Source organism: Variovorax sp. BGA-UO-ETr-C22 (assembly GCF_059567965.1).
In genome coordinates, this window is sequence record NZ_JCAQPA010000011.1 from 498,080 (window position 1) to 524,071 (window position 25,992).

The window sequence follows — 25,992 nt, forward strand, 5'->3', positions numbered from 1 at the left end:
GGCGCGTTCTAGCGCCGCTCGACCACCATCGGCGCGATGCGCAGGCTGTCCCGCAGCTGGGTGACGGCCTCGCCCGCCGCATTGCGCGACGGGAACGGCCCGGCCTGCAGGCGGTGCGTGCCGGCTTCGCTGAACACGCGCAACTGCGGTGCCAGCGTGGGCAGGCCGCGCGCGGCCTGGCTTCTCAGCGTCTCGGCGCCATCGCGTTCGCGGAACGCGCCGAGCTGCACCCAGAAACCGGCGGCAGCGGAAGCGGAAGCGGGCGCCGATGACGTTGCAGGCGCGGCGAGCGGGGCCAGCGGCGCGAGGTCGGTCACCACCATCGCCTCACGCGGTCCGGCCGGGGCCTCGGGCTCCGATGGTGCCGCGGCCATCACCGGCGTTTGCGGTGCCACGGGCATCGTCGCGGCGGGGGCTGCAGCGGCGGTCATCGCGACCGGCGCGACCCAGGCCGACGGCACGGCCACCGGCGCTGCCGCCACCCGGACGGGCGCGGGAGCCGGCACAGGCGTGGGCGCAGGTGCCGCGGCATAGGCCGTGCCCGCATCGCGGCGCCAGGCGCCGGTGCGGATGTCGTCGTTGGTGATGCGCTCGATCTCCACCGGCGCCACGCCGCGCAGCAGGTCGAGCTTCAGCGCCGCCGTGTAGCTCAGGTCGATCACGCGGCCGTCCACGAAGGGGCCGCGGTCGTTCACGCGCACGATCACCTCGCGCCCGTTGGCCGGGTTGCGCACCCGCACATAGCTCGGCAGCGGCAGCGTCTTGTGCGCGGCCGTCATGGCGTACATGTCGTAGGGCTCGCCGCTGGCGGTGGAGGCCGCATGGAACTTGCGGCCGTACCACGAGGCGATGCCCGATTCGCGGAACGGCCGGTCGTCGATGATCGGCACGTAGCCGCGGCCCAGCACCGTGTACGGCTTGCTGGTGCCGCCGCTGCTGCGGATGGGCTCGATGCGGGGCTCGGCGTCGGGCACGCGGTCGAGGTCCGACGGGATGTTGCTGCCGGGGCCATCGCGCACACTGGCGACGCCACCCCCACTGCTGCGCGGTCCGCTGGCGCAGCCGGCCAGCACGAGCGCGGCGGCCAGGGCGCAGGCCGTCAGCGCGCGAGAGGCGAGGGCGCGGTCAGCCAAAGACCGCCTTCCACAAGGCCAGCATGGCGTCGCGTTCGGCGCTCAGGGCGGGCGGCGTGACCTGCGTGGGCTCTTCGTTCAGGCGTGCGGTGTGCTGCACGCGGCGCAGCTCGCGGTAGGCGGTGGCGGCGTTGCGGCCCACGCCTTCGGGCAGCAGCCCGGCCTGTTCGGCGCGCAGCAGCAGCGCGATGTTGCCCAGGTTGGGAATCAGCTCGGGGTGCGCGCCCGAGGCCGACAGCACCAGGAACTGCACCGCGAACTCGGCATCGACCATGCCGCCGGGGCTGTGCTTCACGTCGAAGCGGTCGGCCTTCACGGGGCGGGCGCCGCGCAGCTTGTTGCGCATGCCGATGATCTCGGCCTTCAGCGCCTCGCGGTCGCGCGGCGCCACCAGCACGGCCTCGCGCACCTGGTCGAAGCGCGCGCCCAGCTCGGCGCCGTGGTCGGCGCTGCCCAGCACGAAGCGCGCGCGCGTCATGGCCTGGTGCTCCCAGGTCCACGCGGTGTTGCTGCCGCGACCGAGCTGGTACTTTTCGTAGGCCTCGAAGCTGGTGGTGAGCAGGCCCGAGTTGCCGTTGGGCCGCAGTGCGGTGTCGATCTCGAACAGGTCGCCCTCGCGCGTCTTCACCGTGAGCCAGTTGATGAGCTTGCGCACGTAGGCCGCATAGACCTCGCCGGCGCGCTCGTCGTCATCGTCGTAGACGAACACGATGTCCAGGTCGCTGCCGTAGCCGAGTTCTTTGCCGCCCAGTTTTCCGTAGCCGATGATCGCGAACTGCGGCACCTCGCGGTGCCGGTTGCGCACGTGGGGCCAGCACCAGCGCGCGGTCACGCGCAGCGTGGTGTCGGCCAGCGCGCTCAGGTCGTCGGCCACCTGCTCGACGGTGATGCGGCCGTCCACGTCGCGCGCCAGTGTGCGGAACACCTCGGCGTGGTGGGCGTGGCGCAGCAGGTTCAAGAGGCGCTCTTCGTCGGCCTCGCCGGTGCGGGTGAGCGAGGTGTGGCGCGCTTCGAGCTCGCGCTCGAATTCGTCGGCGATGAAGCGGCCCGAGAGCATTTCATCGCTGGCGAGCTCGTCGATCACGCCCGGGTGCTGCATGAGGTAGCGCGCCGGCCATTTCGCGGCGCCCAGCAGGCGCAGCAGGCGCTCCTGCACGGCGGGGCGTTCGACCAGCAGCGCCAGGTAGCTCTCGCGGCGCATCAGCGGCTCGATCCAGTCGGCCCAGCGCATGGCGGCATCGACGTGGCGCGGCGTCTGTCCCGCGCCTTCGCCGTCGGGCTCCTTCAGCCACTGGCCGGTGCGTTGCACCAGCTGGCGCAGGCGGCCCCGGGTTTCCTCGCGCAGGGCGAGCACGCGCGGCGTTTCGCACCAGTCGCGGATGCGCTCGGCGAACACGGGCGGCAGGTCGTCGAGCAGGTCGACCAGGTCGGCGGGCGCGGCGGATTTCTTGCCGTTGCACTTGCCGTTGCAGGGCTTCTCGCCGCCCAGCAGCTTGTCGAACTCCTGGGCCACGAACTCGCGGTGGGTGTCGAGCTGTTCGAGGAAGGGGCAGCAGTCGGCGTAGCCCATCGACTGCGCGATCCAGCGCAGGTCGTCGTCGTTGACCGGCAGCACGTGCGTCTGCTGGTCGTCCAGGTACTGGATGCGGTGCTCCACGCGGCGCAGGAACTCGTAGGCCGCGGCCAGCGTGTCGGCCGTGTCCTGCGGCATGAGGTTGGCGCGCGCCAGCCGCTGCAGCGCGTCGAGCGTGGGGCGCGTGCGCAGCTCGGGAAACTGGCCGCCGCGCACCACCTGCAGCAGCTGCACGGTGAATTCGATTTCGCGGATGCCGCCGCGCGACAGCTTCACGTCGTTGGCGCGCTCGGGGCGTCCGGCGCTGCGGCGTGCCGACTGCTCGCGGATCTGGCGGTGCAGGATGCGCAGCGAGTCGAACACGCTGTAGTCGAGATAACGGCGGAACACGAAGGGCAGCACCACGTTGCGCAGCGCCTGGGCCTGGCCGCCGAGCACCACGGCGCGCGGCGCGACCACGCGGCTCTTCATCCAGGCAAAGCGCTCCCATTCGCGGCCCTGCACCTGGAAATACTCTTCGAGTGCGTCGAGCGAGACCACGCTCGGCCCCGAGTTGCCGTTGGGCCGCAGCGCCAGGTCGACGCGGAACACGAAGCCGTGCTCGGTCACGTCGCCCACCAGCGCATAGATGCGCTTCACGGCCCGCGCGAAGTACTCCTGGTTGGACAGCTTGCCGCGCCCGTCGGCATCGCCGGCCGTGTCGCCGTCCACGTCGTACAGGTAGATGAGGTCGATGTCGCTGGACACATTGAGCTCGCGCGCGCCGAGCTTGCCCATGCCGATCACCCACAGCTGCGAGCGCTGGCCTTCGGGGCCGAGCGGCGCGCCGTGCTGGGCGTCGAGTTCATGGCAGGCGTCCTGGCAGGCGATGTCCAGGGCCAGTTCGGCCAGCTCGGTCACGGCGGTGGTCACCACCGCGAGCGGGGCCTGCTGGTCGCAGTCGAGTGTGACCAGACGTTCCATCGTGAGCTGGCGCACGATGCGCAACGCATCGCCCACGGCCACGCCGCGTGCGCGCAGGGCGTCGTAGGCGACGGTCATCGATTCGCGCCGGGGCTCGCCGGGCGGCAGCAATTCGAGCTCGGCCGCATAGCGGCGGCGCAGCCGCTGGACGAATCGGGAACTGGAAGAAAACGCGGGAGGCGTCGGATTGGATGGCAACTGATTCACACTGGTGTGGGTTGGCGCGGAACCCGGCTCAAGGCTGGCGGTCATAATTCCCGACACAGCGCGATCCTCAATGAACGACACGGCGTCTTCCCCTTCACGTCTGCTCCAAATCACCGCTGTGACAGCGCGCTGGCTATTGGGTCTGCTCTTCGCTGCGTGGCTTCTGCTGGCACTGTCAGTCGTGGTCCTGCACGCGTGGATTGTGCCGCGAATCGGCGATTTTCGCGGTGCACTCGAGGCGCAGGCTAGCAAGGCCATCGGTGTCCCGGTGCGCATCGGCGCCATCACCGCCCGTTCCGAAGGGCTATTTCCGGCCTTCGAATTGCGCGACGTGGTGCTGCAGGACGCAGACCAGCGCGAGGCCCTTCGCCTCGTGCGGGTGGTGGCGAGCGTGTCGCCGCGCTCGCTGTGGCGCCTGAATTTCGAGCAGCTCTACATCGAGGGCCCGCAGCTCGACGTGCGCCGCGACACTCAGGGAAAACTCCATGTGGCTGGATTGCACATGGAGACCGACACGACCGGAGAAACCCGCGCCGCCGACTGGTTTTTCGCGCAGCGCGAGTTCGTCATCGAAGGCGGCACCGTGCGCTGGACCGACGAGCAGCGCCGCGCCGAACCGCTGCTGCTGACCGACGTGCGCTTCGTGTCCCGCAACGGCGCGCGCCGCCACGGCCTGCGGCTGGACGCCACGCCGCCGGCCGGCTGGGGCGAGCGCTTCACGCTGCGCGGCCAGTTCCGCCAGCCGCTGCTGTCGATCCGCAGCGGCCACTGGCAGACGTGGGACGGCCAGCTCTATGCCGACCTGCCCTACATCGACGTCACGCGCCTGGGCCAGTACGTTTCGCTCGACGCGCGCATCCGCGAAGGTAACGGCGCGCTGCGCCTGTGGGCCGACGTGGACGACGGGCGCATCGTCGGCGGCGCCGCCGACCTGGGGCTGAACCGCATCGACGCCTCGCTCGGCAAGGGGCTGCAGCCGCTGGTGCTGCGCGCCGTCACCGGCCGGCTGGCGGGGCAGATGAACGCGGACACCTTCGAGTTCTCGACCACCGCGCTGCAGTTCGACACCGTCGACGGCCTGCGCTGGCCGGGCGGCAACCTGTGGCTGCAGCACACGCCCGCCAAGGGCCGCACGCCCGAGCACGGCGCGCTGAAGGCCGACCGGCTCGACCTCGCGGCGCTGGCGCTCATCGCCGACCGCCTGCCGCTGGGCGAGGCCACGCACCGCGTGCTGGGCGCCTATGCGCCGCGCGGGCTGGTCGAGCGCATCGACATGAACTGGCAGGGCGCGCCCGACGCGATCGCGCGCTACCAGGCCAAGGGCCGGGTCAGCGGCCTGCGCGTGGCGTCGCAGCCGGCGCCTGCAGTCACCGCCCCGACCACCCCGGCGCCGGCCGGCACCTCCGCCGCGCCGCCGCGCGTGCACCCCGGCACCCCCGGCCTGAGCGGCGCCACGCTCGACTTCGACGCGAGCCACACCGGCGGCACCGCCACGCTGGCCATGGCCAAGGGCACGCTCGAGTTCCCAGGCGTGTTCGAAGACCCGGTGATCCCCATCGACCGGCTCTCGACCCAGCTGCAGTGGAAGCTCGACAACGGCGCCATGCAGGTGCAGGTGTCGAAGCTGCGCTTCGCCAACGCCGACGCCGAGGGCGAGGCCGAGGCCCACTGGCGCACCAGCGACCCGGCCACCTCGAGCAGCCGCGCGCAGCACCCCGGCGTGCTCGACCTGCAGGGCAAGCTCACGCGCGCCGACGGCACCCGCGTGTTCCGCTACCTGCCGCTCGACATTCCGCAGCACACGCGCGACTACGTGCGCGAGTCGGTCGTCAAGGGCACCGCCAGCACGGTCGATTTCCGCGTGCGCGGCGACCTGCACGACATGCCCTTCATGGACCCGAAGCAGGGCGAGTTCCGCATCGCGGCCAAGGTGTCGGACGTGCACTACGCCTACGTGCCGCCCTCGCTCGCGGCCGCCACCGCCGCGCCCGCGACCCCGGCGTCGCGCACCGGCCCGCCCGCCGCGCCGCCGCCCGTGTGGCCGGCGCTCACCGGCGTGTCGGGCGAGCTGGTGTTCGAGCGCGCGGGCATGCTGGTGCGCAATGCGCGCGGGCGCATTGCCGGCGCGCCCGGCGTCGAGGTCACGAAGGCCGAGGCGCAGATCGCCGACATGTCGCACCACGCCGCGCTGCTGCGCGTCGATGCGCAGGCCAAGGGGCCGCTGGGCGAGGTGCTGCGTGCCGGCGCGCCGCTGGCCGGCGAGGCCGGGCCCTTCCTGCAGCGCGCGCGCGCCACCGGCTCGGCCGACTACAAGCTGCGCCTCGATCTCCCGCTGGAAAACGTCGACAACACCAAGGTGCAGGCCACCGTGACGCTGGCCGACAACGAGCTGCAGGTGGTGCCCGAGGCGCCGCCGTTCACGCAGGCGCGCGGCACGCTCAACTTCACCGACACCGGCTTCTCGCTGGCCGGCGTGCAGGCCCGCCTGCTGGGCGGCGAGGTGCGCGTCGAAGGCAAGGGCCGCTTCAGCGGGCCGCAGCGCGAACTGGCGCTGAAGGCGCAGGGCACGGCCAGCGCCGAAGGCCTGCGCGGCGCGCGCGAGGTCGACTGGCTCGCGCGCCTGGCCAAGCACGCCACCGGCAGCACGCCCTACGCCGCCACCTTCTCGATGCGCGACGACACGCCCGAGTTCTCGCTCACCAGCAGCCTGCAGGGGCTGGCGCTGGCGCTGCCCACGCCGCTGGTCAAGACGGCCGAGGAGCTGATGCCGCTGCGCATCGAGAAGAAGGTGCTGGCGCGCGACGCCCGCCGCGCCACGCAGGACCAGCTGACGCTCGAGCTCGGCCGCGTCGGCTCGGTGCAGTACGTGCGCGAGCTGTCGGCCAACGGCCAGGCGCATGTGCTGCGCGGCGGCATCGGCATCGGGCTGGCGCCCGGCGAGACGGCGCTGCCGCCCGACCGCGGCGTGTTCGCCAACGTCAACGTCGCCAAGCTCGACATGGGCGCCTGGCAGACGCTGGTGGGCACTGCCGCGGTGGTCGGCGGCGGCGAGCGCGCCGACGATCCCGACCTGGCCTACCTGCCCACGCGCATCGCGGTGCGCGCGCAGCAACTGGGCATCGCGGGGCGCACCCTGCACAACGTGGTGCTCGGCGGCACGCGCGAAGGCGCGCTGTGGCGCGCCAACGTCGACGCCTCCGAACTCAGCGGCTACGCCGAGTACAGCCACAGCCAGGCCGGCCGGCTCTATGCGCGGCTCGCGCGCCTGAAGATCGCGCCGGCCGAGGCCACGCAGGTCGAGACCCTGCTCGACGAGCAACCCGGCACCCTGCCGGCGCTGGACATCGTGGTCGACGACTTCGAGCTGCTCGGCAAGCGCCTGGGCCGCGCCGAGATCGACGCCGTCAACCGCGGCGGGCGCGAATGGCTGCTCAACAAGCTCGCCTTCAGCGTGCCCGAGGCCACCTTCACCGCCAAGGGCACCTGGGCCGCGCCGGCGGGCGGCGGCGCAAGCGCCGGCCAGCGCCGCACCACGGCCATGAACTTCAAGCTCGACATCGCCGACGCCGGCGACCTGCTCACGCGCTTCGGCATGCCGGGCGTGCTGCGCCGCGGCAAGGGGCGGCTCGAGGGCGAGGTGAACTGGCGCGGCTCGCCGTTCTCGCTCGACTATCCCAGCCTGGGCGGCCAGCTGCAGGTCGACGTGGAGCAGGGCCAGTTCCTCAAGGCCGACCCGGGCCTGGCCAAGCTGCTGGGCGTGCTGAGCCTGCAGGCGCTGCCGCGCCGGCTCACGCTCGATTTCCGCGACGTGTTCAGCCAGGGCTTCGCCTTCGACTTCATCCGCGGCGACGCGAAGATCAACAAGGGCATTGCCAGCACCAACAACCTGCAGATGAAGGGCGTGAACGCCGCCGCGCTCATGGACGGCTCGGCCGACATCGTGCGCGAGACGCAGAACCTGCGCGTGGTGGTGGTGCCCGAGATCAACGCCGGCACGGCCGCGCTGGTGGCCACCGCCATCAACCCGGCCATCGGCCTGGGCACCTTCCTCGCGCAGTGGGTGCTGAGCAAGCCGCTCGCCGCGGCCGCCACGCAGGAGTTCCACGTCGAAGGCACCTGGGCCGACCCCAAGATCGCCAAGGTGCCGCGCTCGCTGCAGCTGCTGCCCGGCCTGCCGGGTGGTGGATCGACATCGACGGGCGCCAGCGAAGGCAAGAAAACGGAGACCACGCAATGAAAGTCGCAGCCATCCAGATGGTGTCCGCCATCGCCCGCGAAGCCAACCTCGTGCGCGCCCACGCGCTGCTCGGGCAGGCGGCGCGCGACGGCGCCGAGCTCGCGGTGCTGCCCGAGTATTTCTGCATGATGGGCGCGCGCGACACCGACAAGCTCGGCCTGCGCGAAACCGCCGGCGCCGGCACGGTGCAGGGCTTCCTGGCCGACGCGGCGCGCGAGTTCGGCCTGTGGATCGTGGGCGGCACGCTGCCCATCGAGAGCGACGACGCCGACCACGTCTTCAACAGCTCGCTGGCCTTCTCGCCCGAAGGAAAGTGCGTGGCGCGCTACGACAAGATCCACCTGTTCTTCTTCGACAACGGCACCGAGCGCTACGACGAGCGCCGCGTCATCGCGCCGGGCGCGCAGCCCGTGGTGTTCGAGCTGCCCTCGCGCGACGGCCACGCCTGGCGCGTGGGCATGAGCGTGTGCTACGACCTGCGCTTTCCCGAGCTGTACCGCGCGCTGGCGGGGCAGGGCGCCGACCTGCTGTTGGTGCCCAGCGCCTTCACGCGCACCACCGGCGCCGCCCACTGGGAGGTGCTGCTGCGCGCGCGCGCCATCGAGAACCTGGCCTGGGTGGTCGCACCCGCGCAGGGCGGCACGCACGAGAACGGCCGCCAGACCTGGGGCCAGTCGCTGGTCATCGACCCCTGGGGCACGGTGGTGGCGCAGCAGGCCGCCGAAGAGGGCGTGGTGCTGTTCGACCTCGACGCCCGGCAGGTCGAGCGCACGCGCGCCCAGCTGCCCGCGCTGTCGCACCGCGTGCTCGCCTGACGATGGCCGACGAGGCGCTCGAGGTTTCCGCACCGCCGCAGCGCCGGGCCTGGGTCGTCGCCTTCGCGCGCCTGCGCTCGCTGTGGAAGCGCTGGTTTCTGTGGCTGCTGCTGGCGGTGCTGGTGTCGGCGCTGCTGGTCACCGTCGTGTGGCTGGCCGGCCGGCACGAGGTCGAGCAGGTGCAGGCCGCGCTGGAGCGCGACACCGCCGACGCCGTCGTCGACCTGCGCAGCGGCCTGCAGCGCAACGCCCAGAGCCTGCGCGCCACGCTCGCGCCGGGCATGGAGCGCACGCACTGGGCCGACCGCGCGGCGGCGCAGCTGCGCGAGCACCGCGAATGGCTGCGGCTCGAGTGGCGCGATGCGCAGCTGCAACCCATCGAGGCCGTGAACACGCCCTACCGCACGCGCATCCTCGAGGAAAGCAACCGCGGCCCCGCGCAGTCCGACGTGGCGCAGGCCTGCGCCACCGCGCGCAAGGCCGGCGCGCCCGCCTATTCGCCCAGCCACTACGTGCCCGTGGCCGGCGGCGGTGGCGTCGAGGTGATGGAGCTGTGCCTGCCGATGGACGCCGGCGACTACCTGGTGGCCAGCTATTCGCTGCGCGACACGCTGGTCGAGCTGGTCGGCCCCACGCTCACGCGCGGCCAGGAGGTCGCCTTCACCGAGGCCGACGGCACGCGGCTGGTGGCGCTGGGCACCTCGCGGCGCATCGGCACGCGCGTGTTCACCTCGCAGCAGCGCATCGACCTGCCGGGCGCCTCGCTCATGCTGCGCGTGGACGGCTGGCGTGCCGCGCCCGACCTGTTCCCGAACATGCTCACGGCGCTGGTCACGGCGATCTCGATCGCGCTCGTGTCGGTGCTGGTCCTGCTGGCGCGCGACACCCGCCGCCGCCTGCGCGCCGAACGCGACCTGGCCGACGCGCTGGCCTTTCGCAAGGCGATGGAAGACTCGGTCATCACCGGCCTGCGCGCGCGCGACCTGCAGGGGCGCATCACCTACGTCAACCCGGCCTTCTGCGAGATGGTCGGCTTCACGCCCGAAGAGCTCATGGCCGACAGCGTCGAGGCGCCCTACTGGCCGACCGAGCTGGCGCACGAGTACCACCTGCGCCAGACGCGCCGCTTCGCGGGCGGCCTGCCGCCGCGCGAGGGCTTCGAGTCGGTCTTCATGCGCAAGGACGGCACGCGCTTTCCGGTGCTCATCTTCGAGGCGCCGCTGATCAACGCGCACAAGGTGCAGACCGGCTGGATGAGCGCCTTCATCGACGTGAGCGAGCAGCGCCGCGTCGAGGAACTCTCGCGCGCCAGCCAGGAGCGCCTGCAGGCCAGCGCGCGCCTGGCCACCGTGGGCGAGATGGCCTCGCTGCTGAGCCACGAGCTCACCCAGCCGCTGGCCGCCATCGCCAGCTATGCCACCGGCTCGCTCAACCTGATCGGGCCCGAGGCGCGCGGCGAGCAGGCCGAGGTGGCCATGGCCGTGAAGCGCATCGCCGAGCAGGCCGACCGCGCGGGCCAGGTGATCCGCAGCGTGCACGACTTCGTGCGCCGGCGCGACCGCATGCGCGAGGCCGTGGCGCCGCAGGCGCTCATCGACGCCGTGCTGCCGTTGGTGCGCTTGCAGGCGCGCAAGCTCGACGTGACGATCGAGATCGTCTGCGAAGAGCGCCTGCCCGCCGTGGTGTGCGACCGCACGCTGGTCGAGCAGGTGCTGCTGAACCTGGCGCGCAACGCCATGCAGGCCATGGACGGCGCCGACCACGCGCCCGGCAGCCGCGTGCTGCGCTTGCGCGTGGCGCGCGCCCTGCCGGTGGGCGCCACCGTACCGGCCGACGGCCGGCGCTGGCTCGAGTTCTCCGTGGCCGACCTGGGCTGCGGCATCAGCGAGGAGGTGGCGGCGCGCCTGTTCACGCCCTTCTTCACCACGCGCCCCGACGGCATGGGCCTGGGCCTGAGCCTGTGCCGCACCGTGGTGGAGCAGCATGGCGGCGCGCTGATGTTCGAGCCCAACCGCCCCCGGGGCACCGTCTTCAGGTTTACCCTTCCCGCTGCGGGTTAGCCGCCTTTTTCTTCTTCGTTTTCTCTGTTCCGCTGGACCTCATGGCATGCAACCGCTGATCGATGGCTTGATCTTTATCGTGGACGACGACGCCAGCGTGCGCGAGGCGCTGGCCTGGCTGCTGCGTTCGCGCCGCCTGGCCAGCGAGCACTTCGGCAGCGCCGAGGCCTTCGAGCAGTACCTGGACGAGGCGCCGCTGCCCGACCAGCCGCGCTGCCTGCTGCTGGACGTGCGCATGCCCGGCATGAGCGGGCTGGTGCTGTTCGACCGGCTGGCCGAACGCGGCCTGCTGGCCGAGATGCCGGTGATCTTCCTGACCGGCCATGCCGACGTGCCCACCGCCGTCGAGGCGGTCAAGCGCGGCGCCTTCGACTTCTGTGAGAAGCCGTTCTCGGACAACGCGCTGGTCGACCGCATCGAGCAGGCGCTGGGCATGTCGCAGCGCGCGCTCGAGGTGCAGCGCGTGCGCCGCGGCCTGGCCGACCGCATCGCCGAGCTGACCGACCGCGAGCGCGACGTGATGCGCCTCGTGGTCGAGGGCCTGCCGAACAAGCTCATCGCCGACCAGCTCGCGATCAGCGTGCGCACGGTGGAGGTCCACCGGGCGCGCGTGTTCGAGAAGATGGAAGTGAAGTCGGCGGTGGAGCTGGCCAACCGCCTGCGCGACCTCTAGCCCGCAGGCCGCACCTCAGCTGTGCACATGCTGCGCCGCGCCGTCGCGCGTGGCCATCTCCAGCATGCTGCGGCCGTCGACGATGCCGACGACGTTGCCGTCCTCGCCCAGCCCGGCAATCGCGCCCTCGAACACGCAGAACAGCACGCAGCCGCCGTCGGAGCGCGGCTGGTGGATGTCGCCTGCGGGCTCGTGCATGTAGTCGCCCGGGCGGCCGATGTCGTTGCGCTCGTAGTAGATGTCGCCCTCGAGCACGATCACCTCGATGGCGCCCAGGTGATGGTGCACCGGCGCCTCGGTGCCGGGATCGACCTTCAGCAGGCAGGTGAAGCCGCCGCTGCGCCGGTTGATGCTCAGCAGCTTGTAGGCCACGCCGGGCATGACCCACGGCTTCCACGGATAGCTTTCGAGCTTCTGGAAATGCGGGTACGGCAGCGTGATGCGCGCATGGGCGGCGCTGGCCGGCGGCGTGGCTTTCAGGGCGGTCAGGGTCATGGTGTCTCCGTGGGGTGATGCGGCCGGGATCGGCCTGCGAAGCCAGTCTAGGAGCGGCTTCCCACGCCATGGCCTGTTGGCCCGAACGAAGCACGGGATGTCGAAAGTGGCGCGCTTTTGCGCAAGTCGCTGCGCGGTTCAGCGCATGCGGCGGTAGGTGCTTGGCGCCACGCCGAGGAACGCACGAAAGCGCGTCGAGAAGTACGCGGCGCTGCCGAAGCCCATGCGCGTGGCGACGGCTTCCACGGGCAGGTCGCTGGTGCGCAGCAGTTCGGCGGCGCCTTCCAGGCGGCGGCGCAGCAGGTACTGGTAGGGCGCCATGCCGCTGGCCGCCTTGAAGCTGCGGATGAAGTGGTCCTGCGACAGGTGCACTAGCCCCGCAAGGTCGGCCAGGCCCAGCGGCGTGGCCAGGTGCGCGTCGATGTGCTCGGTCACCCGGCGCAGCTGCCGCGGCGTCAGGACCGGCTGCCGGCGCGCGCCCTCCGTGCGCGGCGGCGCACCGCGCCCCGGTGCGCAGTGGCGCCGCACGAGGTGATGCGCCAGCAGGTGCTGGCTCTGCGAGAGCAGCAGCGAATCGGGGCTCGCGGGCACGTTGCCGTACAGCTCCACCTCGCTCACCAGCATCTGGAAGAAGCCCTGCAGCCACGGGTCGCGGATCGCGAAGAAGGGGTCGATCTCCACCGCCGGCCCGAGGTCTTCCTCGGCCGCGACACGCGCGATCAGCGCCTGCCCGATGTACAGGTGCACCACGCCGCAGCGCCCGCCGATTTCCCATTCGGTGCCGTCGCAGGGAATGAAGCTCACGCTGCCCAGCCGCGAACGCGAGGCGACGAGCTTGCCGCGCTCGTACTTGCGCACCGCCGTGCTGCCGTTCTCGTGCAGCACCAGCACGTGATGCGCCGCGCCGTGGAAGGGCAGCCAGCACGCGTCCTGCTGCCAGCGGGCGGCGAACAGCTGGTCGCCGCCGGTCACGAGGTACTGGGGTTGCGCACCGGTGCCCGCGGCGATGATGTCCGGGGCAAAGCGGGATGCGGCGCTCGATGGGGCCGGCGCGATGGCGTTCATCGGAGTTTCCTCTCGTGTCCGCCCGGCACGCGGTGCGCGCGCCGCGTGCAGGCCGCGCGATGTTAGGGCCGGCGGTGCCGTGCCCTCATGCGGGATTTCCTGACGGTGCCGCGCGGGGTGCGCGCAGCACCGGTGCTCAGATCTTCTCGGCGACGAAGATTTCGACGCGGCGGTTCTGCGCGCGGCCGGCGGCCGTGCCGTTGTCCGCCAGCGGCTCGCGCGAGCCGCGGCCGTCGGTGGTGATCACGGTGGTCGACACGCCGCGGCCCACCAGGTGGTTGCGCACGCTGTCGGCGCGGCTCACCGAGAGGCGCTCGTTGCCTTCCTCGCTGCCCGTGCTGTCGGTGTGGCCGACCACGCGCAGGCTGGCGGTGGTGGCGCTCTTCAGGCCTTCGGCGACCTTGTCCAGCACCTGCGCCAGGTTGCGCTTGACGTTGGCGCGGCCGGTGTCGAACGAGAGTTCATTCGGAATCACGACGTGAAGCTGGTTGTCGGCGGTCTGCGAGATCACCACGCCGGTGCCCTTGGTGGAGCTTTCGAGCTCGGCCTTCAGCGCGTCCAGTCGGGCGGTCCAGCTGTTGGCCGGTGCGGCCTGCTGTGCGGCCGGTGCTTCGGCCGGCGGGGTCGACGATGCGCACCCCGCGATGAACAACACAGCGGCCAGGGCCGCGCTAGACACAACAAACTTCCTCATGAATTTTCCCTCTGCTTGGACCAATGAAAACTGAAGCGGGAACCGGCCGTTCGATAGGGCGGCCGGTTTCCCGGTGGGGCTGCGATCAGCCGCGCTGTGCGCGCTCGCCCACGTAGATCTCGACGCGGCGGTTCTGTGCCCGGCCGGCGTCGCTGTTGTTGTCGGCCACCGGCTCATGCGAGCCACGGCCTTCGATGCGGAACGCCGCGGCGCTCACGCCGCGTGCCACCAGGTAGTCGCGCGTGCTGGCGGCGCGGTCCACCGACAGCGGGTTGTTGATGGCGTCGGAACCGGTGCTGTCGGTGTGGCCGATGATGCGCACCTCGGCGTTCGGGTTGTTGCGCAGGCCGTTGGCGAACTGGTCGAGCACGGGCGCGAAGTTCGACTTGATGTTGGAGCGGCCCACGTCGAACGACACGTCGCTCGGAATGGCGAGCTTGAGCTCGTTGTTGGCGGTCTGCGTCACGGCCACGCCGGTGCCTTGGGTGGCGGCTTCCATCTGGCGCTTCTGGTTTTCCATGCGCTGCGACCACAGGTAGCCGCCGAGCGCGCCAGCTGCCGCACCGACCACCGCGCCCGTGCCGATGGCACCGCGGTTGCCGCCGGTGGCCGAGCCGATGGCGGCGCCGCCGAGCGCGCCGATGCCGGCACCGATGCCGGTGTTGCGCTGGGTGTCGGTCATTCCGCCGGCACAGCCGGACAGGACGAGGGCAGCTGCGGTGGTTGCAAGAACGAACTTTTTCATGGCGATCCCTTTCAAGGTTGAATCAAGCGGGCCACAGCTTAGCCCCCGGCGGGTATGCGATGGTACGTGCTCAAAGCCCTACGGAAAATAAGAAAACTTTCGCCATCGCCCGTGAATGCTGCGATGATTGCTACTAAAGTTGTAGCAATAGGGTGCTTGTCCGACAGTGGGCCGCGCCGTGTGGCTACACGAGCAATTCACACTTTGGGCGGCGAATCCTTGTCCTCACGCTCGGCGTCGGGGTCGTCATGCAATTCACCCTTGTTACGCCCGGAAAACATGGTCCACCAGATGATCAAGATCAGGACGAGTCCCGCGGCGAGGGCTTCAAGCAGAATCAAACCCATGAGAAATGGACTCCAGTGGCTGGTCGGGCTTGCGATCGTAGCAACGCTTGCCGGCTGTTCCCTCGGCCCCCGTGCCCCCGACACCCCCACCCGACCCACCGTCACCCCGCCGCGCGACCTCGGTCCGCTGACCGGATCGCTCGCGCATCCGAAAAGCCGCTGGGTGCCCGTGGGCTGGTCCGAGCTGCCGGGCTTCAGCGAAGACCCGCTGCATGAGGCGTGGATCGCGCTGCTGGCCAACTGCGCACGCCCCAACGCCGCCTTCGCGCCGCTGTGCCGCGAGGTGCGCCAGCTCGCCATCGCCACGCCCGAGGAGCAGCGCCGCTGGATGACCGACCGGCTGCAGCCCTACCGCGTCGAATCGCTCGCGGGCCAGAGCGAAGGCAAGCTCACCAGCTACTACGAGCCCGTGTACGAAGCCTCGCGCGTGCCCTCGGCCGGCTTCAGCGTGCCGCTGTACCAGGCGCCCGACGGCCTCGTGCCCAAGCGCCCCTGGTTCACGCGCCAGGAGATCGAGACCCTGCCCGAGGCCCAGGCCGCGCTGCGCGGTCGCGAGATCGCCTGGATGGCCGACCCCATCGACGCGCTGATGCTGCACATCCAGGGCTCGGGCCGCTTGCGCATCACCGAGGCCAACGGCTACCAGCACACGGTGCGCGTGGCCTACGCGGCCACCAACGAGCAGCCGTACCGCAGCGTGCAACAGTGGTTGATGAGCCAGGGCGTCGCCAAGGTCGGCAAGTGGCCCGACGACACCAAGGCCTGGGTGGCGCAGAACCCGCAGCGCGTGTCGCAGCTGCTGTGGAGCAACCCGCGCTACGTGTTCTTCCGCGAAGAGACCATGAGCGAACTCGACGCCGCCTTCGGCCCGCGCGGCGCGCAGGGCGTGCCGCTGACGGCGGGGCGCTCCATCGCGGTCGATCGCGAGAGCATTCCCTACGGCACGCCGGTGTGGCTCGCATCGAACGGCCCGACTGCGCAATTGCAGAAGCTGGTGGTGGCGCAGGACACCGGCAGCGCCATCCTGGGCGCCGTGCGCGCCGACTATTTCGCCGGCACCGGCGCCGAGGCCGGACGGCTGGCGGCGAGCGTGAACCAGCCGCTGCGGTTGTGGGCGCTGTGGCCGAGGCAGTTGCCGGCGCCCTGACGGCCATTTCTTTTCCTTGAACGACACGACGGCGCGGTGATCCCGCGCCGTTTTGCATGCTGCCGGCCGGTGCGTGGGCGGGGTGTGGTCGTGGCGGTCGTCATCGTTCTGTCATGCGCGATGCATGCCTTCGTCATGGGCGCCTTTTAAGGTCTGCGCCCTGACAGAGGTCGACTTTCGGCCTCATGCCGAACCACCCACGATCCCTGGAAAACAAATGACTGATCAAGCCAAGGCGCCCGGCGCCTCCCGCCGTCACGCCCTGAAACTGCTGGGCGCCGCACCGATGCTCCCGCTGGGCGGCGTCGCCTTCCTCACCGCCTGCGGCGGTGGCGGCGGCGGTGGCCAGGCCTTCCCGCCCTTCGTGGTGCCGCCGCCGGCCCCCGCGCCGGCACCCGCACCGGCTGCGCAGTTCGTCTCGGCCGAATTCAACGGCATGGCCGCGCCCACGCTGGCCGACCCGGCCGCCATGGCCACGAACACCGTGGGCTCCACGCTCAAGGTGTCGTTCGACAACGGCAGTTCCACCGAATACCGCCTGGCCTACCAGCCTTTCTTCCTGACCGGCGACATGGTGCCGGACGGCAAGGGCGGCAAGATCCTCGCGGGCGGCTACGTCGACATCAAGAACCAGCCGATCATCGACGCGTCGGTGGCAGGCAAGGAGCGCCAGTTCTTCTCGGACAGCCCGGACGGCACCTCGCTGATCTCGCTGCCCAACGCCAACGTGCCCGGCGTCAAGGGCAAGGCGGTGTTCGCCGTTGTGCAGTTCGAATACACCAGTCGCAACCTGAAGGGCGACAACACCTATGGCACGCTGCCCTCGCCCATCGCGGTGCTCACGCTCGACCAGGACCAGACCACCGGCAAGCTGAGCCTGGTCAAGTACCACAACGTCGACATGTCGAGCGCCCACGGCCTGTGGATCACCTGCGGCGCCAGCCTGTCGCCGTGGAACACCCACCTGTCCAGCGAAGAGTACGAGCCCGACGCGACCACCGCCGCCGGCACCGACATGTTCAAGGCCTACAGCAAGAACGTGTTCGGCGACGAGACCAAGGCCAACCCGTACCACTACGGCCACCTGCCTGAGATCACCGTGAACCCCGACGGCACCGGCAGCGTGAAGAAGCACTACTGCATGGGCCGCATCTCGCACGAGCTGATCCAGGTCATGCCCGACAACCGCACCGCCATCATGGGCGACGACTACACCAACGGCGGCTTCTTCATGTTCGTCGCCGACAAGGAAAAAGACCTGTCGGCCGGCACGCTCTACGTGGCCCGCTACGAGGCCGGCTACTCGATCGACCCCGCCGCCGCATCCGCCACCAAGATGACGTGGATCAACCTGGGTCATGCCACCAGCGCCGAGATCGAGGCACTGGCCGGTTCGCTCAAGGCCACCGACATCATGGACGTGACCACCACCAACCCCGCCGACCCGACGTACACCCACATGTTCCTGGACGGCAAGGAAAGCTGGGGCCGCGTGAAGCCCGGCATGGAAAAGGCCGCGGCCTTCCTGGAAACCCACCGCTACGCCAACGTGAAGGGCGCCAGCATGGCCTTCACCAAGATGGAAGGCACCACCGTCAACATCAAGGACAAGGTGGCCTACTCCGCGCTGCAGAACATCCAGGACTCGATGGTCAGCGGCGGCAAGGGCTGGTCGGCGGCCAACAACATCGCGCTGCCCAAGAAGCTCAGCGCCGGCGGCGTGATGGCGCACAACCTTGCGGGCGGCCAGAAGGACACCGACGGCAAGTCCATCAACAGCGACTGGGTGCCGACGCAGACCCGCGCGCTGATCGTGGGCGAAGACCTCCCCACGCCCGACGCGCTGGGCAACACCTCCAGCCCCGACAAGATCGGCAACCCCGACAACATCAAGTTCTCGGAAAAGCTGCGCACGCTGTTCATCGGCGAGGACAGCAGCAGCCACGTCAACAACTTCCTGTGGGCCTACAACATCGACACCAAGAAGCTCTCGCGCCTCATGTCGATCCCCGCGGGTGGCGAATCGACTGGCCTGCATGCCGTGGACGAGATCAACGGCTGGACCTACATCATGAGCAACTTCCAGCACGCGGGTGACTGGGGCGGCATCCACTCGAAGGTGCAGGCCACGCTCGACCCGCTGGTGCGCGCCAACTACAAGGACCGCTACGCCGCGGCCGTCGGCTACCTCACGGCCGACCCGATCCAGATCAAGCTGGCGAAGTAAGGCGAGGCTGCCGCTGCGGCGGCTTGCGCTTGCTTCAGGACGGCGCTGCTGGCAACGGCAGCGCCGTTTTGTATCTCACCTGTTTGAGCGCAAAGCTCGAGCGGATCTTCTCGATCCCTGGAATCGGCGTGAGCTGCTCCATGATGAAGCGCTCCAGCGCCGCCATGTCGGCCACGGCGATGCGGATCAGGTAGTCGCTGTCGCCGGTCATCAGGTAGCACTCCATCACCTCGTCGTGCTCGGCGATGCGCTGCTCGAAGTCGGCCAGCGACTGCTTGCTCTGCGTGGTCAGGCTGATCGAGATGAACACGTTGAGCCCCAAGCCCAGCGCCTTGGCGTTCGCCAGCGCCACGTAGCGGTCGATCACGCCGCTGGTCTCCAGCACCTTCACGCGGGCCAGGCAGGGCGAGGGCGACAGGTGCACGCGGCGCGCGAGTTCGACGTTCGACAGGGCGCCGTCGCGTTGCAGCTCGTCGAGAATGCGCAGGTCGATGGCGTCGAGTTCCATGAAATTCCGTAAAGCGCTTGGGTCGCGGCATTTTATGCTTGCGAATAGCCATGAAGTCGCAGGTGCCGGTAGCTAATTTTCCGCAAGGCGGCTTAAAGTGCTGGCATGAACGCCCCGATCTCCGCCGACCAGATGCGCGCCCTGTTGCTCGACACGCCGCCGTCGCACGACCCCGACCCCGAAGAGACCGCCGAATGGCGCGACGCCTTCCTGGCGCTGGCGCAGACGCAAGGTCCGCAGCGCGCGCGCCAGATGCTGGCCGAGCTGGCGCGCCTGGCGCGGCAGCAGCGCATCGGCTGGCAGCCCGAGCTGGCCACGCCGTACGTCAACACCATCGCCGCGGCCGACCAGCCGCCGTTCCCGGGTGACCTCGCGGTGGAAGAGAAGCTCGCCTCGCTCATGCGCTGGAACGCGCTCGCCATGGTGGCCAAGGCCAACCAGGCGTATGGCGAACTCGGCGGCCACATCGCCAGCTACGCCAGCGCGGCCGACCTGTTCGAGACCGGCTTCAACCACTTCTTCCATGCGCGCAGCCCGGCGCACCGCGGCGATTTGGTGTTCTTCCAGCCGCACAGCGCACCCGGCGTGTATGCGCGGGCCTACCTCGAAGGCCGCCTGAGCGAAGAAGATCTGAACCACTACCGCCAGGAGCTCACCGCGCCCGCGTTCGTGAACGGCAGCGGCGCGCGCGGGCTGTGCAGCTACCCGCATCCGTACCTGATGCCGGACTTCTGGCAGTTCCCCACCGGCTCGATGGGCATCGGCCCGATCAGCTCGATCTATCACGCGCGCTTCATGCGCTACCTCACGCACCGCAACCTCTTGAACTGCGAAGGCCGCAAGGTCTGGGGCGTGTTCGGCGACGGCGAGATGGACGAGCCCGAATCGATGAGCGCGCTGACGCTCGCCGCGCGCGAAAAGCTCGACAACCTCGTGTGGGTCGTCAACTGCAACCTGCAGCGCCTCGATGGCCCGGTGCGCGGCAACGGCCGCATCATCGACGAGCTCGAGAAGCTCTTCGCCGGGGCAGGATGGAACGTCGTCAAGCTCGTGTGGGGCAGCGACTGGGACGGCCTGTTCGCGCAGGACGTGAGCGGCGCGCTCGCGCGCGTGTTCGCCGAAACCGTCGACGGCCAGATGCAGACCTTCGCCGCGAAGGACGGCCGCTTCAACCGCGACAACTTCTTCGGCCAGAACCCCGAGCTCGCGCGCCTGGCCGAAGGCATGACCGACGAGCAGATCGACCGCTTGAAGCGCGGCGGGCACGACCTCGTGAAGATCCACGCCGCGTACGCCGCCGCCGCTGCCCACAAGGGCCAGCCCACCGTCATCCTGGCCCACACCAAGAAGGGCTACGGCATGGGCAGCGCCGCGCAGGGCAAGATGACCACGCACTCGCACAAGAAGATGGGCGACGTTGACCTGCTCGAGTTCCGCGACCGCTTCAACCTGCCGCTCACCGACGCGCAGGCCACCGCGATGGACTTCTACCGCCCGGCCGAAGACAGCGCCGAGATGCGCTACCTGCGCCAGCACCGCGAAGCGCTCGGCGGCGCCATGCCGCGCCGCGAGACCGCCTGCGACGTCGTGCCCAAGCCCGACATCGCGGCCTACGCGCAGTTCGCCACGGCCGCCGCGGGCAAGGAGATGAGCACCACCATGGCCTTCGTGCGCATGCTGGGCAACCTCATGAAGGACAAGGCGCTCGGCCCGCGCATCGTGCCGATCGTGGCCGACGAGGCGCGCACCTTCGGCATGGCCAACCTGTTCAAGCAGGTCGGCATCTATTCGAGCGTGGGCCAGCGCTATGCGCCGGAAGACATCGGCTCGGTGCTGAGTTATCGCGAAGCCACCGACGGCCAGATCCTGGAAGAGGGCATCAGCGAAGCCGGCGCCATCGCGAGCTGGACGGCCGCGGCCACCAGCTACAGCGTGCATGGCCTGGCGATGCTGCCGTTCTACATCTACTACTCGATGTTCGGCTTCCAGCGCGTGGGCGACGCCATCTGGGCGGCGGCCGACCAGCGCGCACGTGGCTTCCTGCTGGGTGCCACGTCGGGGCGCACCACGCTCGGCGGCGAAGGCCTGCAGCACCAGGACGGCAGCAGCCACCTCGTGGCCGCGACCATTCCCAACTGCAAGGCCTACGACCCGGCCTTCGCGGGCGAGATGGCGGTCATCGTCGACGCGGGCATCCGCGAGATGATGGTCGAGCAGCAGGACGTGTTCTATTACGTCACGCTCATGAACGAGAACTACGCGCAGCCCGATCTGCCGGCCGGCGCCGAGGCCGACATCCTGCGCGGCTGCTACCGCTTCGGCACGTATGCGCCGGCATCGGGCAAGGCGAAGCAAAGCGTCACGCTGCTGGGTTCGGGCGCGATCCTCACCGAGGTCATCAAGGCCGCGCAGCAGCTGGCCGACGAAGGCATCGCGGCCGAGGTGTTCAGCGTCACGAGCTGGAGCGAACTCGCGCGCGACGGCCAGGCCTGCGAGCAGCGCGCGCTGGCCGGCGAAAAAGACGCCGGCACGCCCTTCGTCGCGCAGCAGCTCGGCAAGGGCAGCAGCAAGGCCCCGATCGTCGCCGCCACCGACTACGTGCGCGCCCTGCCCGAGAGCGTGCGCGCCTTCCTGCCCGAAGGCCGCCGCTACCTCACGCTGGGCACCGACGGCTTCGGTCGCAGCGACACGCGCGCCGCGCTGCGCGGTTTCTTCGGCGTGGACGCGGCGAGCATCGCGCGGGCCGCGCGGCACGCGCTCGGCGTCTGACGCCAGCGCGGCCATGCGGCGTGACGGTGCGGTGCCTGCGTTAGAGTCGCAGGCCCCACCGCCTTCCCGCGCCCATGACCGCCCGCTTCCAGTCCCTCGCTCCCGCCGTCCGCCTGGCCGACCAGGTGGCGGAAGCGCTCGTGGCCGAGGTGCGCAGCGGACGCCTGTCGGAAGGCGACCGGCTGCCCACCGAGACCGCCTTGGCCACCCAGTTCGGCGTGAGCCGCACGGTGGTGCGCGAGGCGGTGTCGCGGCTGAAGTCGCTCGGGTTGGTCGATTCGCGCCAGGGCAGCGGCGTGTACGTGCGCGCTGCCGGCGTGGAGCCGCTGCGCTTCGAGATGCCGCATGTGGCCTCGCGCGAAGCGGTGGTGCAGATGGTCGAGCTGCGCCGCGCGCTCGAGGCCGAGGTGGCCGCGCTCGCGGCCGAGCGCCGCACGCCCGAGGACATGCTGCGCATCCGCGACGCCATCGATGCGCTGCATGCGGCGGTGTCGATGGGCGGCAACGGGGCCGACGAGGACGTGCGCTTTCATCGCGCCATCGCCGAGGCCGCACGCAACCCCTTCCTCATCGGCACGCTGCAGTACCTGCGGCAGTTCCTGCATGGCGCCACCCGCGTCACGCGCGCCAACGAGGCGCGCCGCGCCGACTTCGTGCGCGAAGTGGCGCAGGAACACGCGCGCATCGTCGAGGCCATCGACGCCGGCGACCCGCTGGCCGCGCGCGAAGCCGCCAAGGCGCACATGGACAACGCCATCCGCCGCATCGAGCAGGCCGACCCGGCCTTCTGGCAGCAGGAAGGCGCCCAGCTCGCCCGACCCTTGGTCGAAGGCTGGCCGGCGGGCAAGTAAGCCCACGCTCACAATTTTTCCGCAGGGGCAGAATGTGCGGGTTATCCCGTATCCGGGAGCTTGTCTTAAATTTGTATGATGACCTGACAAGTAAGGGGCGACCGCGCCGCAGGGTGACGGGACGGCCCCGTTTTTTCATCCAGCGGACTCCCTCCCAATGACTTCCACCCTCCAGGCCGGCGCGCCCCTCGCGGCTGACGCGCCCGACGCCGCGCTCGAAAAACGCGCCTACGCCAAGGTGTTCTGGCGCCTCGTGCCCTTCCTGATGCTGTGCTACGTGGTCGCGTACCTCGACCGCGTGAACGTCGGCTTCGCCAAGCTGCAGATGGGCGCGGACCTCGGCTTCAGCGAAACCGTGTTCGGCCTGGGCGCCGGCATCTTCTTCCTGGGCTACTTCCTGTTCGAAGTGCCCAGCAACCTGCTGCTCAACCGCGTGGGCGCGCGCGTGTGGATCGCGCGGATCATGATCACCTGGGGCCTGCTGTCGGCCTGCTTCGTGTTCGTGGAAACGCCAACCAGCTTCTATATCCTGCGCTTCCTGCTGGGCGTGGCCGAGGCGGGCTTCTACCCCGGCGTGATCCTGTACCTGACGCACTGGTACCCGTCGCACCGGCGCGCACGGATCATCGCGGTGTTCATGTCGGCGATTCCCGTGGCGGGCATCTTCGGCAACCCGCTGTCGGGCTGGATCATGGACGCCTTCCATGGCGTGTCGTCGATGCATGGCTGGCAGTGGATGTTCATCATCGAAGCCATTCCCGCCGTGCTGGTGGGCGTGATGGTGCTGTTCTACCTGGACAACGGCATCAAGCACGCACGCTGGCTCTCGCCCGAAGAAAAGAACCTGCTGCAGCGCGAGGTCGACCGCGACCAGGCGCACGGCGCCAAGGGCCCGCACTCGGTGGGCGCAATGTTCCGCGACGCGCGCGTGTGGTGGATGGCGCTCATCTACTTCGCCTTCGTCATGGGCCAGTACGCGCTGACCTTCTGGCTGCCCACGCTGGTGAAAGCCACGGGCGTGCAGGGCAACTTCAACATCGGCCTGCTCAGCGCCATTCCGTTCCTGTGCGCGATCGTCGCGATGAACCTGTTCGGCCGCAGCGCCGACGCGCGCCGCGAGCGCCGCTGGCACCTGATCATCCCCGCGATGATGGGCGCCGTGGGCTTCACGGTCGCGGCCTCGTACACGCAGAACACCGTCGTGTCGCTGACCTTCCTGTCGCTCGCCGCGGCCGGCGTGCTCACCTGCGCGCCGCTGTTCTGGTCGCTGCCCACCGCCTTCCTCTCGGGCACGGCGGCGGCAGCGGGCATCGCGGTCATCAACTCGGTGGGCAACCTCGCGGGCTTCGTGAGCCCGTACCTCATCGGCTACCTGAAGGACCTCACGGGCAGCACGCAGATCGGCATGTACGTGCTGGCCGGCGCGCTGGTGCTCGGCGCCATCGGCGTGTGGCTCACCCCGAAGCAACTCGTCAATCGCTGATCGAAGGACGCACGACATGACTTCTTCTTCCAACACCCCCGTCGTCGGCCTCGTAGGCCTGGGCGCCATGGGCAGCGGCATGGCGCAATCGCTGCGCCGCGCGGGCCATGCGCCGCATGTGTTCGACGTGCGCCCCGGCGTGGCCGAGGCCTTCGCGCGCGACGGCGGCACCGCCTGCGACACGCTGGCCGCGCTCGGTGCGCAGTGCGACATCGTGGTCAGCGTGGTCGTCAACGCGGCGCAGACCGAGTCGGTGCTGTTCGGCGACGGCACCACGCCCGGCTGCGCGGCATCGATGAAGCCCGGCAGCCTGTTCGTGATGTGCTCCACCGTCGACCCGAACTGGTCGGTGGCGCTCGAGGCGCGCCTCGCGCAGCAAGGCATCCTGTACCTCGACGCACCGATCTCCGGCGGCGCCGCCAAGGCCGCGAGCGGCCAGATGACGATGATGACCGCCGGCACCCCCGCGGCGTATGAGAAGGCCGGCGCCATGCTCGACGCCATGGCCGCCAAGGTCTACCGCCTGGGCGATTCGGCCGGCGCGGGCAGCAAGGTGAAGGTCATCAACCAGCTGCTGGCCGGCGTGCACATCGCCGCCGCGGCCGAGGCCATGGCGCTGGGCCTGCGCGAAGGCGTGAACCCCGACGCGCTGTACGAGGTCATCACCCACAGCGCCGGCAACAGCTGGATGTTCGAGAACCGCATGGCCCACGTGCTCGCGGGCGACTACACGCCGCTGTCGGCCGTCGACATCTTCGTGAAGGACCTGGGCCTGGTGCTCGACGTGGCGCGCGCCAGCAAGTTTCCGCTGCCGCTGTCGTCCACCGCGCACCAGATGTTCATGCAGGCCTCCACGGCCGGCTTCGCGCGCGAAGATGACAGCGCGGTCATCAAGATCTTCCCGGGCATCGAGCTGCCCGTTGCGAAAGAATCGAAAAAATAACATCGAGCGACAGCGCTCCACCGACCCAGGAAAGACACACACCATGAACGTTCTCATCACCGGCGGCTGCGGCTTCCTCGGCGCCCGCCTCGCCCGCACCCTGCTCGCCAGCGGCCCGCTCGCACTGGCTGGCGGCGCGGCGAAAGACATCGCACGCATCACGCTCGCCGACCGCGTGCCGCCGCCCGCCGACCTTGCAGCCGACGCGCGCATCCAGTTCGTGCAGGGCGACCTCTACGAACAGGCCGCCAACGGCGCATTGCCGCTGGCCGACACCGACGCCGTGTTCCACCTCGCCGCCGCCGTGAGCGGCGAGTGCGAGGCCGATTTCGACCTCGGCATGCGCAGCAACCTGGACACCACGCGCGCCCTGCTCGACGCCTGCCGCAGCGCGGGCCATGCGCCCGTGTTCGTGTTCTCCAGCTCCGTCGCCGTGTTCGGCGATTCGCCCGAGCAGCGCCTGCCCGCGGTGATCGAGGACACCACGCTGCCCACGCCGCAGAACAGCTACGGCATCCAGAAGTTCATCGGCGAGCAGCTGGTGGCCGACTACACGCGCAAGGGTTTCGTGCAGGGCCGCAATGTGCGGCTCATGACGGTGTCGGTGCGCCCCGGTCGTCCGAACGGTGCGGCCTCCAGCTTCCTGAGCGGCATGCTGCGCGAGCCGCTGGCCGGCGTGCGCGCACGCTGCCCCGTGGCGCCCGAGACGCCGGTCGCGCTGGCCTCGCCCGGCAACACCGTCGCCGGCATCGTGCGCGCGGCCACCGCCGGTGCCGCCGAATGGGGTGCGCGCACCGCCATCAACCTGCCCGCGCTGACCACCACCGTGCGCGAGATGGCGCAGGCGCTCGAGCGCATCGCCGGCACCGAGGCCACCGCCCTCATCGACTGGGAACCCGACGCCGCCATCGCGAAGATCGTCACCAGCTGGCCCAGCCGCATCCATGCGGCGCGCGCCGAGGCGCTGGGCCTGAAGGCCGACGCCAGCTTCGACGCCATCCTGCGCGACTACGTGCGCGAGAACGCGCAGGCGGTCACGCTCGCGCTGAAGGGCTGA

Annotated in this window: 19 protein-coding genes; 11 read left to right on the forward strand and 8 right to left on the reverse strand. The window is 70.2% G+C overall.

The window, feature by feature from the left end:
• Positions 1 to 8 precede the first annotated feature (8 nt).
• A complete protein-coding gene (locus AC57B8_RS22205; RefSeq protein ID WP_496480784.1) occupies positions 9 to 1,133 on the reverse strand; it encodes a septal ring lytic transglycosylase RlpA family protein in 1,125 nt (374 codons plus the stop codon).
• Positions 1,126 to 3,921, reverse strand: a complete 2,796-nt coding sequence (gene glnE / locus AC57B8_RS22210; RefSeq protein ID WP_496480785.1) for a bifunctional [glutamate--ammonia ligase]-adenylyl-L-tyrosine phosphorylase/[glutamate--ammonia-ligase] adenylyltransferase — start codon at positions 3,919 to 3,921, stop codon at positions 1,126 to 1,128. The genes AC57B8_RS22205 and glnE overlap by 8 nt, the downstream gene beginning before the upstream one ends.
• Positions 3,922 to 3,946: 25 nt before the next feature.
• Here glnE and AC57B8_RS22215 point away from each other — a divergent pair, with 25 nt between their 5' ends.
• From AC57B8_RS22215 to AC57B8_RS22230, 4 genes are read left to right on the forward strand one after another with little or no spacing between them, the layout of a single operon-like run.
• A complete protein-coding gene (locus AC57B8_RS22215; protein WP_496480786.1) occupies positions 3,947 to 8,113 on the forward strand; it encodes a YhdP family protein in 4,167 nt (1,388 codons plus the stop codon).
• The gene (locus AC57B8_RS22220; RefSeq protein WP_095747289.1) at positions 8,110 to 8,928 is read left to right on the forward strand and encodes a carbon-nitrogen hydrolase family protein; all 819 of its coding nucleotides are present in this window, start codon (positions 8,110 to 8,112) and stop codon (positions 8,926 to 8,928) included. The genes AC57B8_RS22215 and AC57B8_RS22220 overlap by 4 nt, the downstream gene beginning before the upstream one ends.
• 2 nt (positions 8,929 to 8,930) lie before the next feature.
• Positions 8,931 to 10,988 (forward strand): sensor histidine kinase, encoded by a 2,058-nt coding sequence (locus tag AC57B8_RS22225; protein ID WP_496480787.1) that lies wholly within the window; start codon positions 8,931 to 8,933, stop codon positions 10,986 to 10,988.
• Between the two features lie 46 nt (positions 10,989 to 11,034).
• Positions 11,035 to 11,661, forward strand: coding sequence for a response regulator transcription factor (locus AC57B8_RS22230; protein ID WP_062480799.1), 627 nt, complete (start codon positions 11,035 to 11,037; stop codon positions 11,659 to 11,661).
• Positions 11,662 to 11,676: 15 nt separating this feature from the next.
• Here the strand turns inward: AC57B8_RS22230 and AC57B8_RS22235 are convergent, their stop codons facing one another.
• The 5 genes from AC57B8_RS22235 to AC57B8_RS22255 all read right to left on the reverse strand — a co-directional run bounded on the left by AC57B8_RS22235 (position 11,677) and on the right by AC57B8_RS22255 (position 15,007).
• Positions 11,677 to 12,156, reverse strand: coding sequence for a 2,4'-dihydroxyacetophenone dioxygenase family protein (locus AC57B8_RS22235; RefSeq protein WP_159274136.1), 480 nt, complete (start codon positions 12,154 to 12,156; stop codon positions 11,677 to 11,679).
• A gap of 138 nt (positions 12,157 to 12,294) precedes the next feature.
• Positions 12,295 to 13,221, reverse strand: coding sequence for a helix-turn-helix domain-containing protein (locus AC57B8_RS22240; protein ID WP_496480788.1), 927 nt, complete (start codon positions 13,219 to 13,221; stop codon positions 12,295 to 12,297).
• A 136-nt stretch (positions 13,222 to 13,357) separates the two neighbouring features.
• Positions 13,358 to 13,915 carry an OmpA family protein gene (locus tag AC57B8_RS22245; protein ID WP_062480792.1) on the reverse strand — a complete coding sequence of 186 codons (558 nt, stop codon included), beginning with the start codon at positions 13,913 to 13,915 and terminating at the stop codon, positions 13,358 to 13,360.
• An 85-nt stretch (positions 13,916 to 14,000) separates the two neighbouring features.
• Complete coding sequence (locus AC57B8_RS22250; RefSeq protein ID WP_062480790.1) at positions 14,001 to 14,660, reverse strand: YiaD family glycine zipper/OmpA-like lipoprotein; 660 nt, start codon at positions 14,658 to 14,660, stop codon at positions 14,001 to 14,003.
• A gap of 197 nt (positions 14,661 to 14,857) precedes the next feature.
• Entirely contained in the window at positions 14,858 to 15,007 is a 150-nt protein-coding gene (locus AC57B8_RS22255) for a hypothetical protein (protein WP_167395077.1), read from the reverse strand.
• Between AC57B8_RS22255 and mltA the strand changes: the two genes are divergently transcribed.
• On the forward strand, positions 15,006 to 16,154 hold the full coding sequence (gene mltA, locus AC57B8_RS22260; protein ID WP_062480787.1) for a murein transglycosylase A: 1,149 nt from the start codon (positions 15,006 to 15,008) through the stop codon (positions 16,152 to 16,154). The two genes, AC57B8_RS22255 and mltA, sit on opposite strands and share 2 nt — an antisense overlap.
• Positions 16,155 to 16,371: 217 nt before the next feature.
• A complete protein-coding gene (locus AC57B8_RS22265; RefSeq protein WP_354348039.1) occupies positions 16,372 to 18,381 on the forward strand; it encodes a PhoX family protein in 2,010 nt (669 codons plus the stop codon).
• Positions 18,382 to 18,415: 34 nt separating this feature from the next.
• On the opposite strand, the gene AC57B8_RS22270 is transcribed toward AC57B8_RS22265, so the two are convergent.
• On the reverse strand, positions 18,416 to 18,889 hold the full coding sequence (locus AC57B8_RS22270; protein ID WP_159279182.1) for an Lrp/AsnC family transcriptional regulator: 474 nt from the start codon (positions 18,887 to 18,889) through the stop codon (positions 18,416 to 18,418).
• Positions 18,890 to 18,994: 105 nt separating this feature from the next.
• Between AC57B8_RS22270 and mdeB the strand changes: the two genes are divergently transcribed.
• The 5 genes from mdeB to denD all read left to right on the forward strand — a co-directional run bounded on the left by mdeB (position 18,995) and on the right by denD (position 25,992).
• Positions 18,995 to 21,658, forward strand: coding sequence for an alpha-ketoglutarate dehydrogenase (mdeB, locus tag AC57B8_RS22275; protein ID WP_496480789.1), 2,664 nt, complete (start codon positions 18,995 to 18,997; stop codon positions 21,656 to 21,658).
• A gap of 74 nt (positions 21,659 to 21,732) precedes the next feature.
• Complete coding sequence (locus AC57B8_RS22280; protein ID WP_070063260.1) at positions 21,733 to 22,509, forward strand: FadR/GntR family transcriptional regulator; 777 nt, start codon at positions 21,733 to 21,735, stop codon at positions 22,507 to 22,509.
• Between the two features lie 157 nt (positions 22,510 to 22,666).
• Positions 22,667 to 23,992, forward strand: coding sequence for an MFS transporter (locus AC57B8_RS22285; protein WP_095747283.1), 1,326 nt, complete (start codon positions 22,667 to 22,669; stop codon positions 23,990 to 23,992).
• 16 nt (positions 23,993 to 24,008) lie between these two features.
• Positions 24,009 to 24,935: an L-threonate dehydrogenase gene (gene ltnD, locus AC57B8_RS22290; RefSeq protein WP_496480790.1), complete on the forward strand. Its 927-nt coding sequence runs from the start codon at positions 24,009 to 24,011 to the stop codon at positions 24,933 to 24,935.
• Positions 24,936 to 24,978: 43 nt separating this feature from the next.
• Positions 24,979 to 25,992 (forward strand): D-erythronate dehydrogenase, encoded by a 1,014-nt coding sequence (gene denD / locus AC57B8_RS22295; protein WP_496480791.1) that lies wholly within the window; start codon positions 24,979 to 24,981, stop codon positions 25,990 to 25,992.

Excerpts from the sequence above, each read along its gene's own strand:
- AC57B8_RS22230 (WP_062480799.1), top strand. The coding sequence starts at position 11,035 with ATGCAACCGCTGATCGATGGCTTGATCTTTATCGTGGACGACGACGCC.
- glnE (WP_496480785.1), bottom strand. The coding sequence starts at position 3,921 with ATGACCGCCAGCCTTGAGCCGGGTTCCGCGCCAACCCACACCAGTGTG.
- AC57B8_RS22245 (WP_062480792.1), bottom strand. The coding sequence starts at position 13,915 with ATGAGGAAGTTTGTTGTGTCTAGCGCGGCCCTGGCCGCTGTGTTGTTC.
- AC57B8_RS22265 (WP_354348039.1), top strand. The coding sequence starts at position 16,372 with ATGACTGATCAAGCCAAGGCGCCCGGCGCCTCCCGCCGTCACGCCCTG.
- AC57B8_RS22225 (WP_496480787.1), top strand. The coding sequence starts at position 8,931 with ATGGCCGACGAGGCGCTCGAGGTTTCCGCACCGCCGCAGCGCCGGGCC.
- AC57B8_RS22255 (WP_167395077.1), bottom strand. The coding sequence starts at position 15,007 with ATGGGTTTGATTCTGCTTGAAGCCCTCGCCGCGGGACTCGTCCTGATC.
- denD (WP_496480791.1), top strand. The coding sequence starts at position 24,979 with ATGAACGTTCTCATCACCGGCGGCTGCGGCTTCCTCGGCGCCCGCCTC.
- AC57B8_RS22220 (WP_095747289.1), top strand. The coding sequence starts at position 8,110 with ATGAAAGTCGCAGCCATCCAGATGGTGTCCGCCATCGCCCGCGAAGCC.
- AC57B8_RS22285 (WP_095747283.1), top strand. The coding sequence starts at position 22,667 with ATGACTTCCACCCTCCAGGCCGGCGCGCCCCTCGCGGCTGACGCGCCC.
- ltnD (WP_496480790.1), top strand. The coding sequence starts at position 24,009 with ATGACTTCTTCTTCCAACACCCCCGTCGTCGGCCTCGTAGGCCTGGGC.
- mdeB (WP_496480789.1), top strand. The coding sequence starts at position 18,995 with ATGAACGCCCCGATCTCCGCCGACCAGATGCGCGCCCTGTTGCTCGAC.
- AC57B8_RS22240 (WP_496480788.1), bottom strand. The coding sequence starts at position 13,221 with ATGAACGCCATCGCGCCGGCCCCATCGAGCGCCGCATCCCGCTTTGCC.
- AC57B8_RS22250 (WP_062480790.1), bottom strand. The coding sequence starts at position 14,660 with ATGAAAAAGTTCGTTCTTGCAACCACCGCAGCTGCCCTCGTCCTGTCC.
- AC57B8_RS22270 (WP_159279182.1), bottom strand. The coding sequence starts at position 18,889 with ATGGAACTCGACGCCATCGACCTGCGCATTCTCGACGAGCTGCAACGC.
- AC57B8_RS22280 (WP_070063260.1), top strand. The coding sequence starts at position 21,733 with ATGACCGCCCGCTTCCAGTCCCTCGCTCCCGCCGTCCGCCTGGCCGAC.
- AC57B8_RS22235 (WP_159274136.1), bottom strand. The coding sequence starts at position 12,156 with ATGACCCTGACCGCCCTGAAAGCCACGCCGCCGGCCAGCGCCGCCCAT.
- mltA (WP_062480787.1), top strand. The coding sequence starts at position 15,006 with ATGAGAAATGGACTCCAGTGGCTGGTCGGGCTTGCGATCGTAGCAACG.
- AC57B8_RS22215 (WP_496480786.1), top strand. The coding sequence starts at position 3,947 with ATGAACGACACGGCGTCTTCCCCTTCACGTCTGCTCCAAATCACCGCT.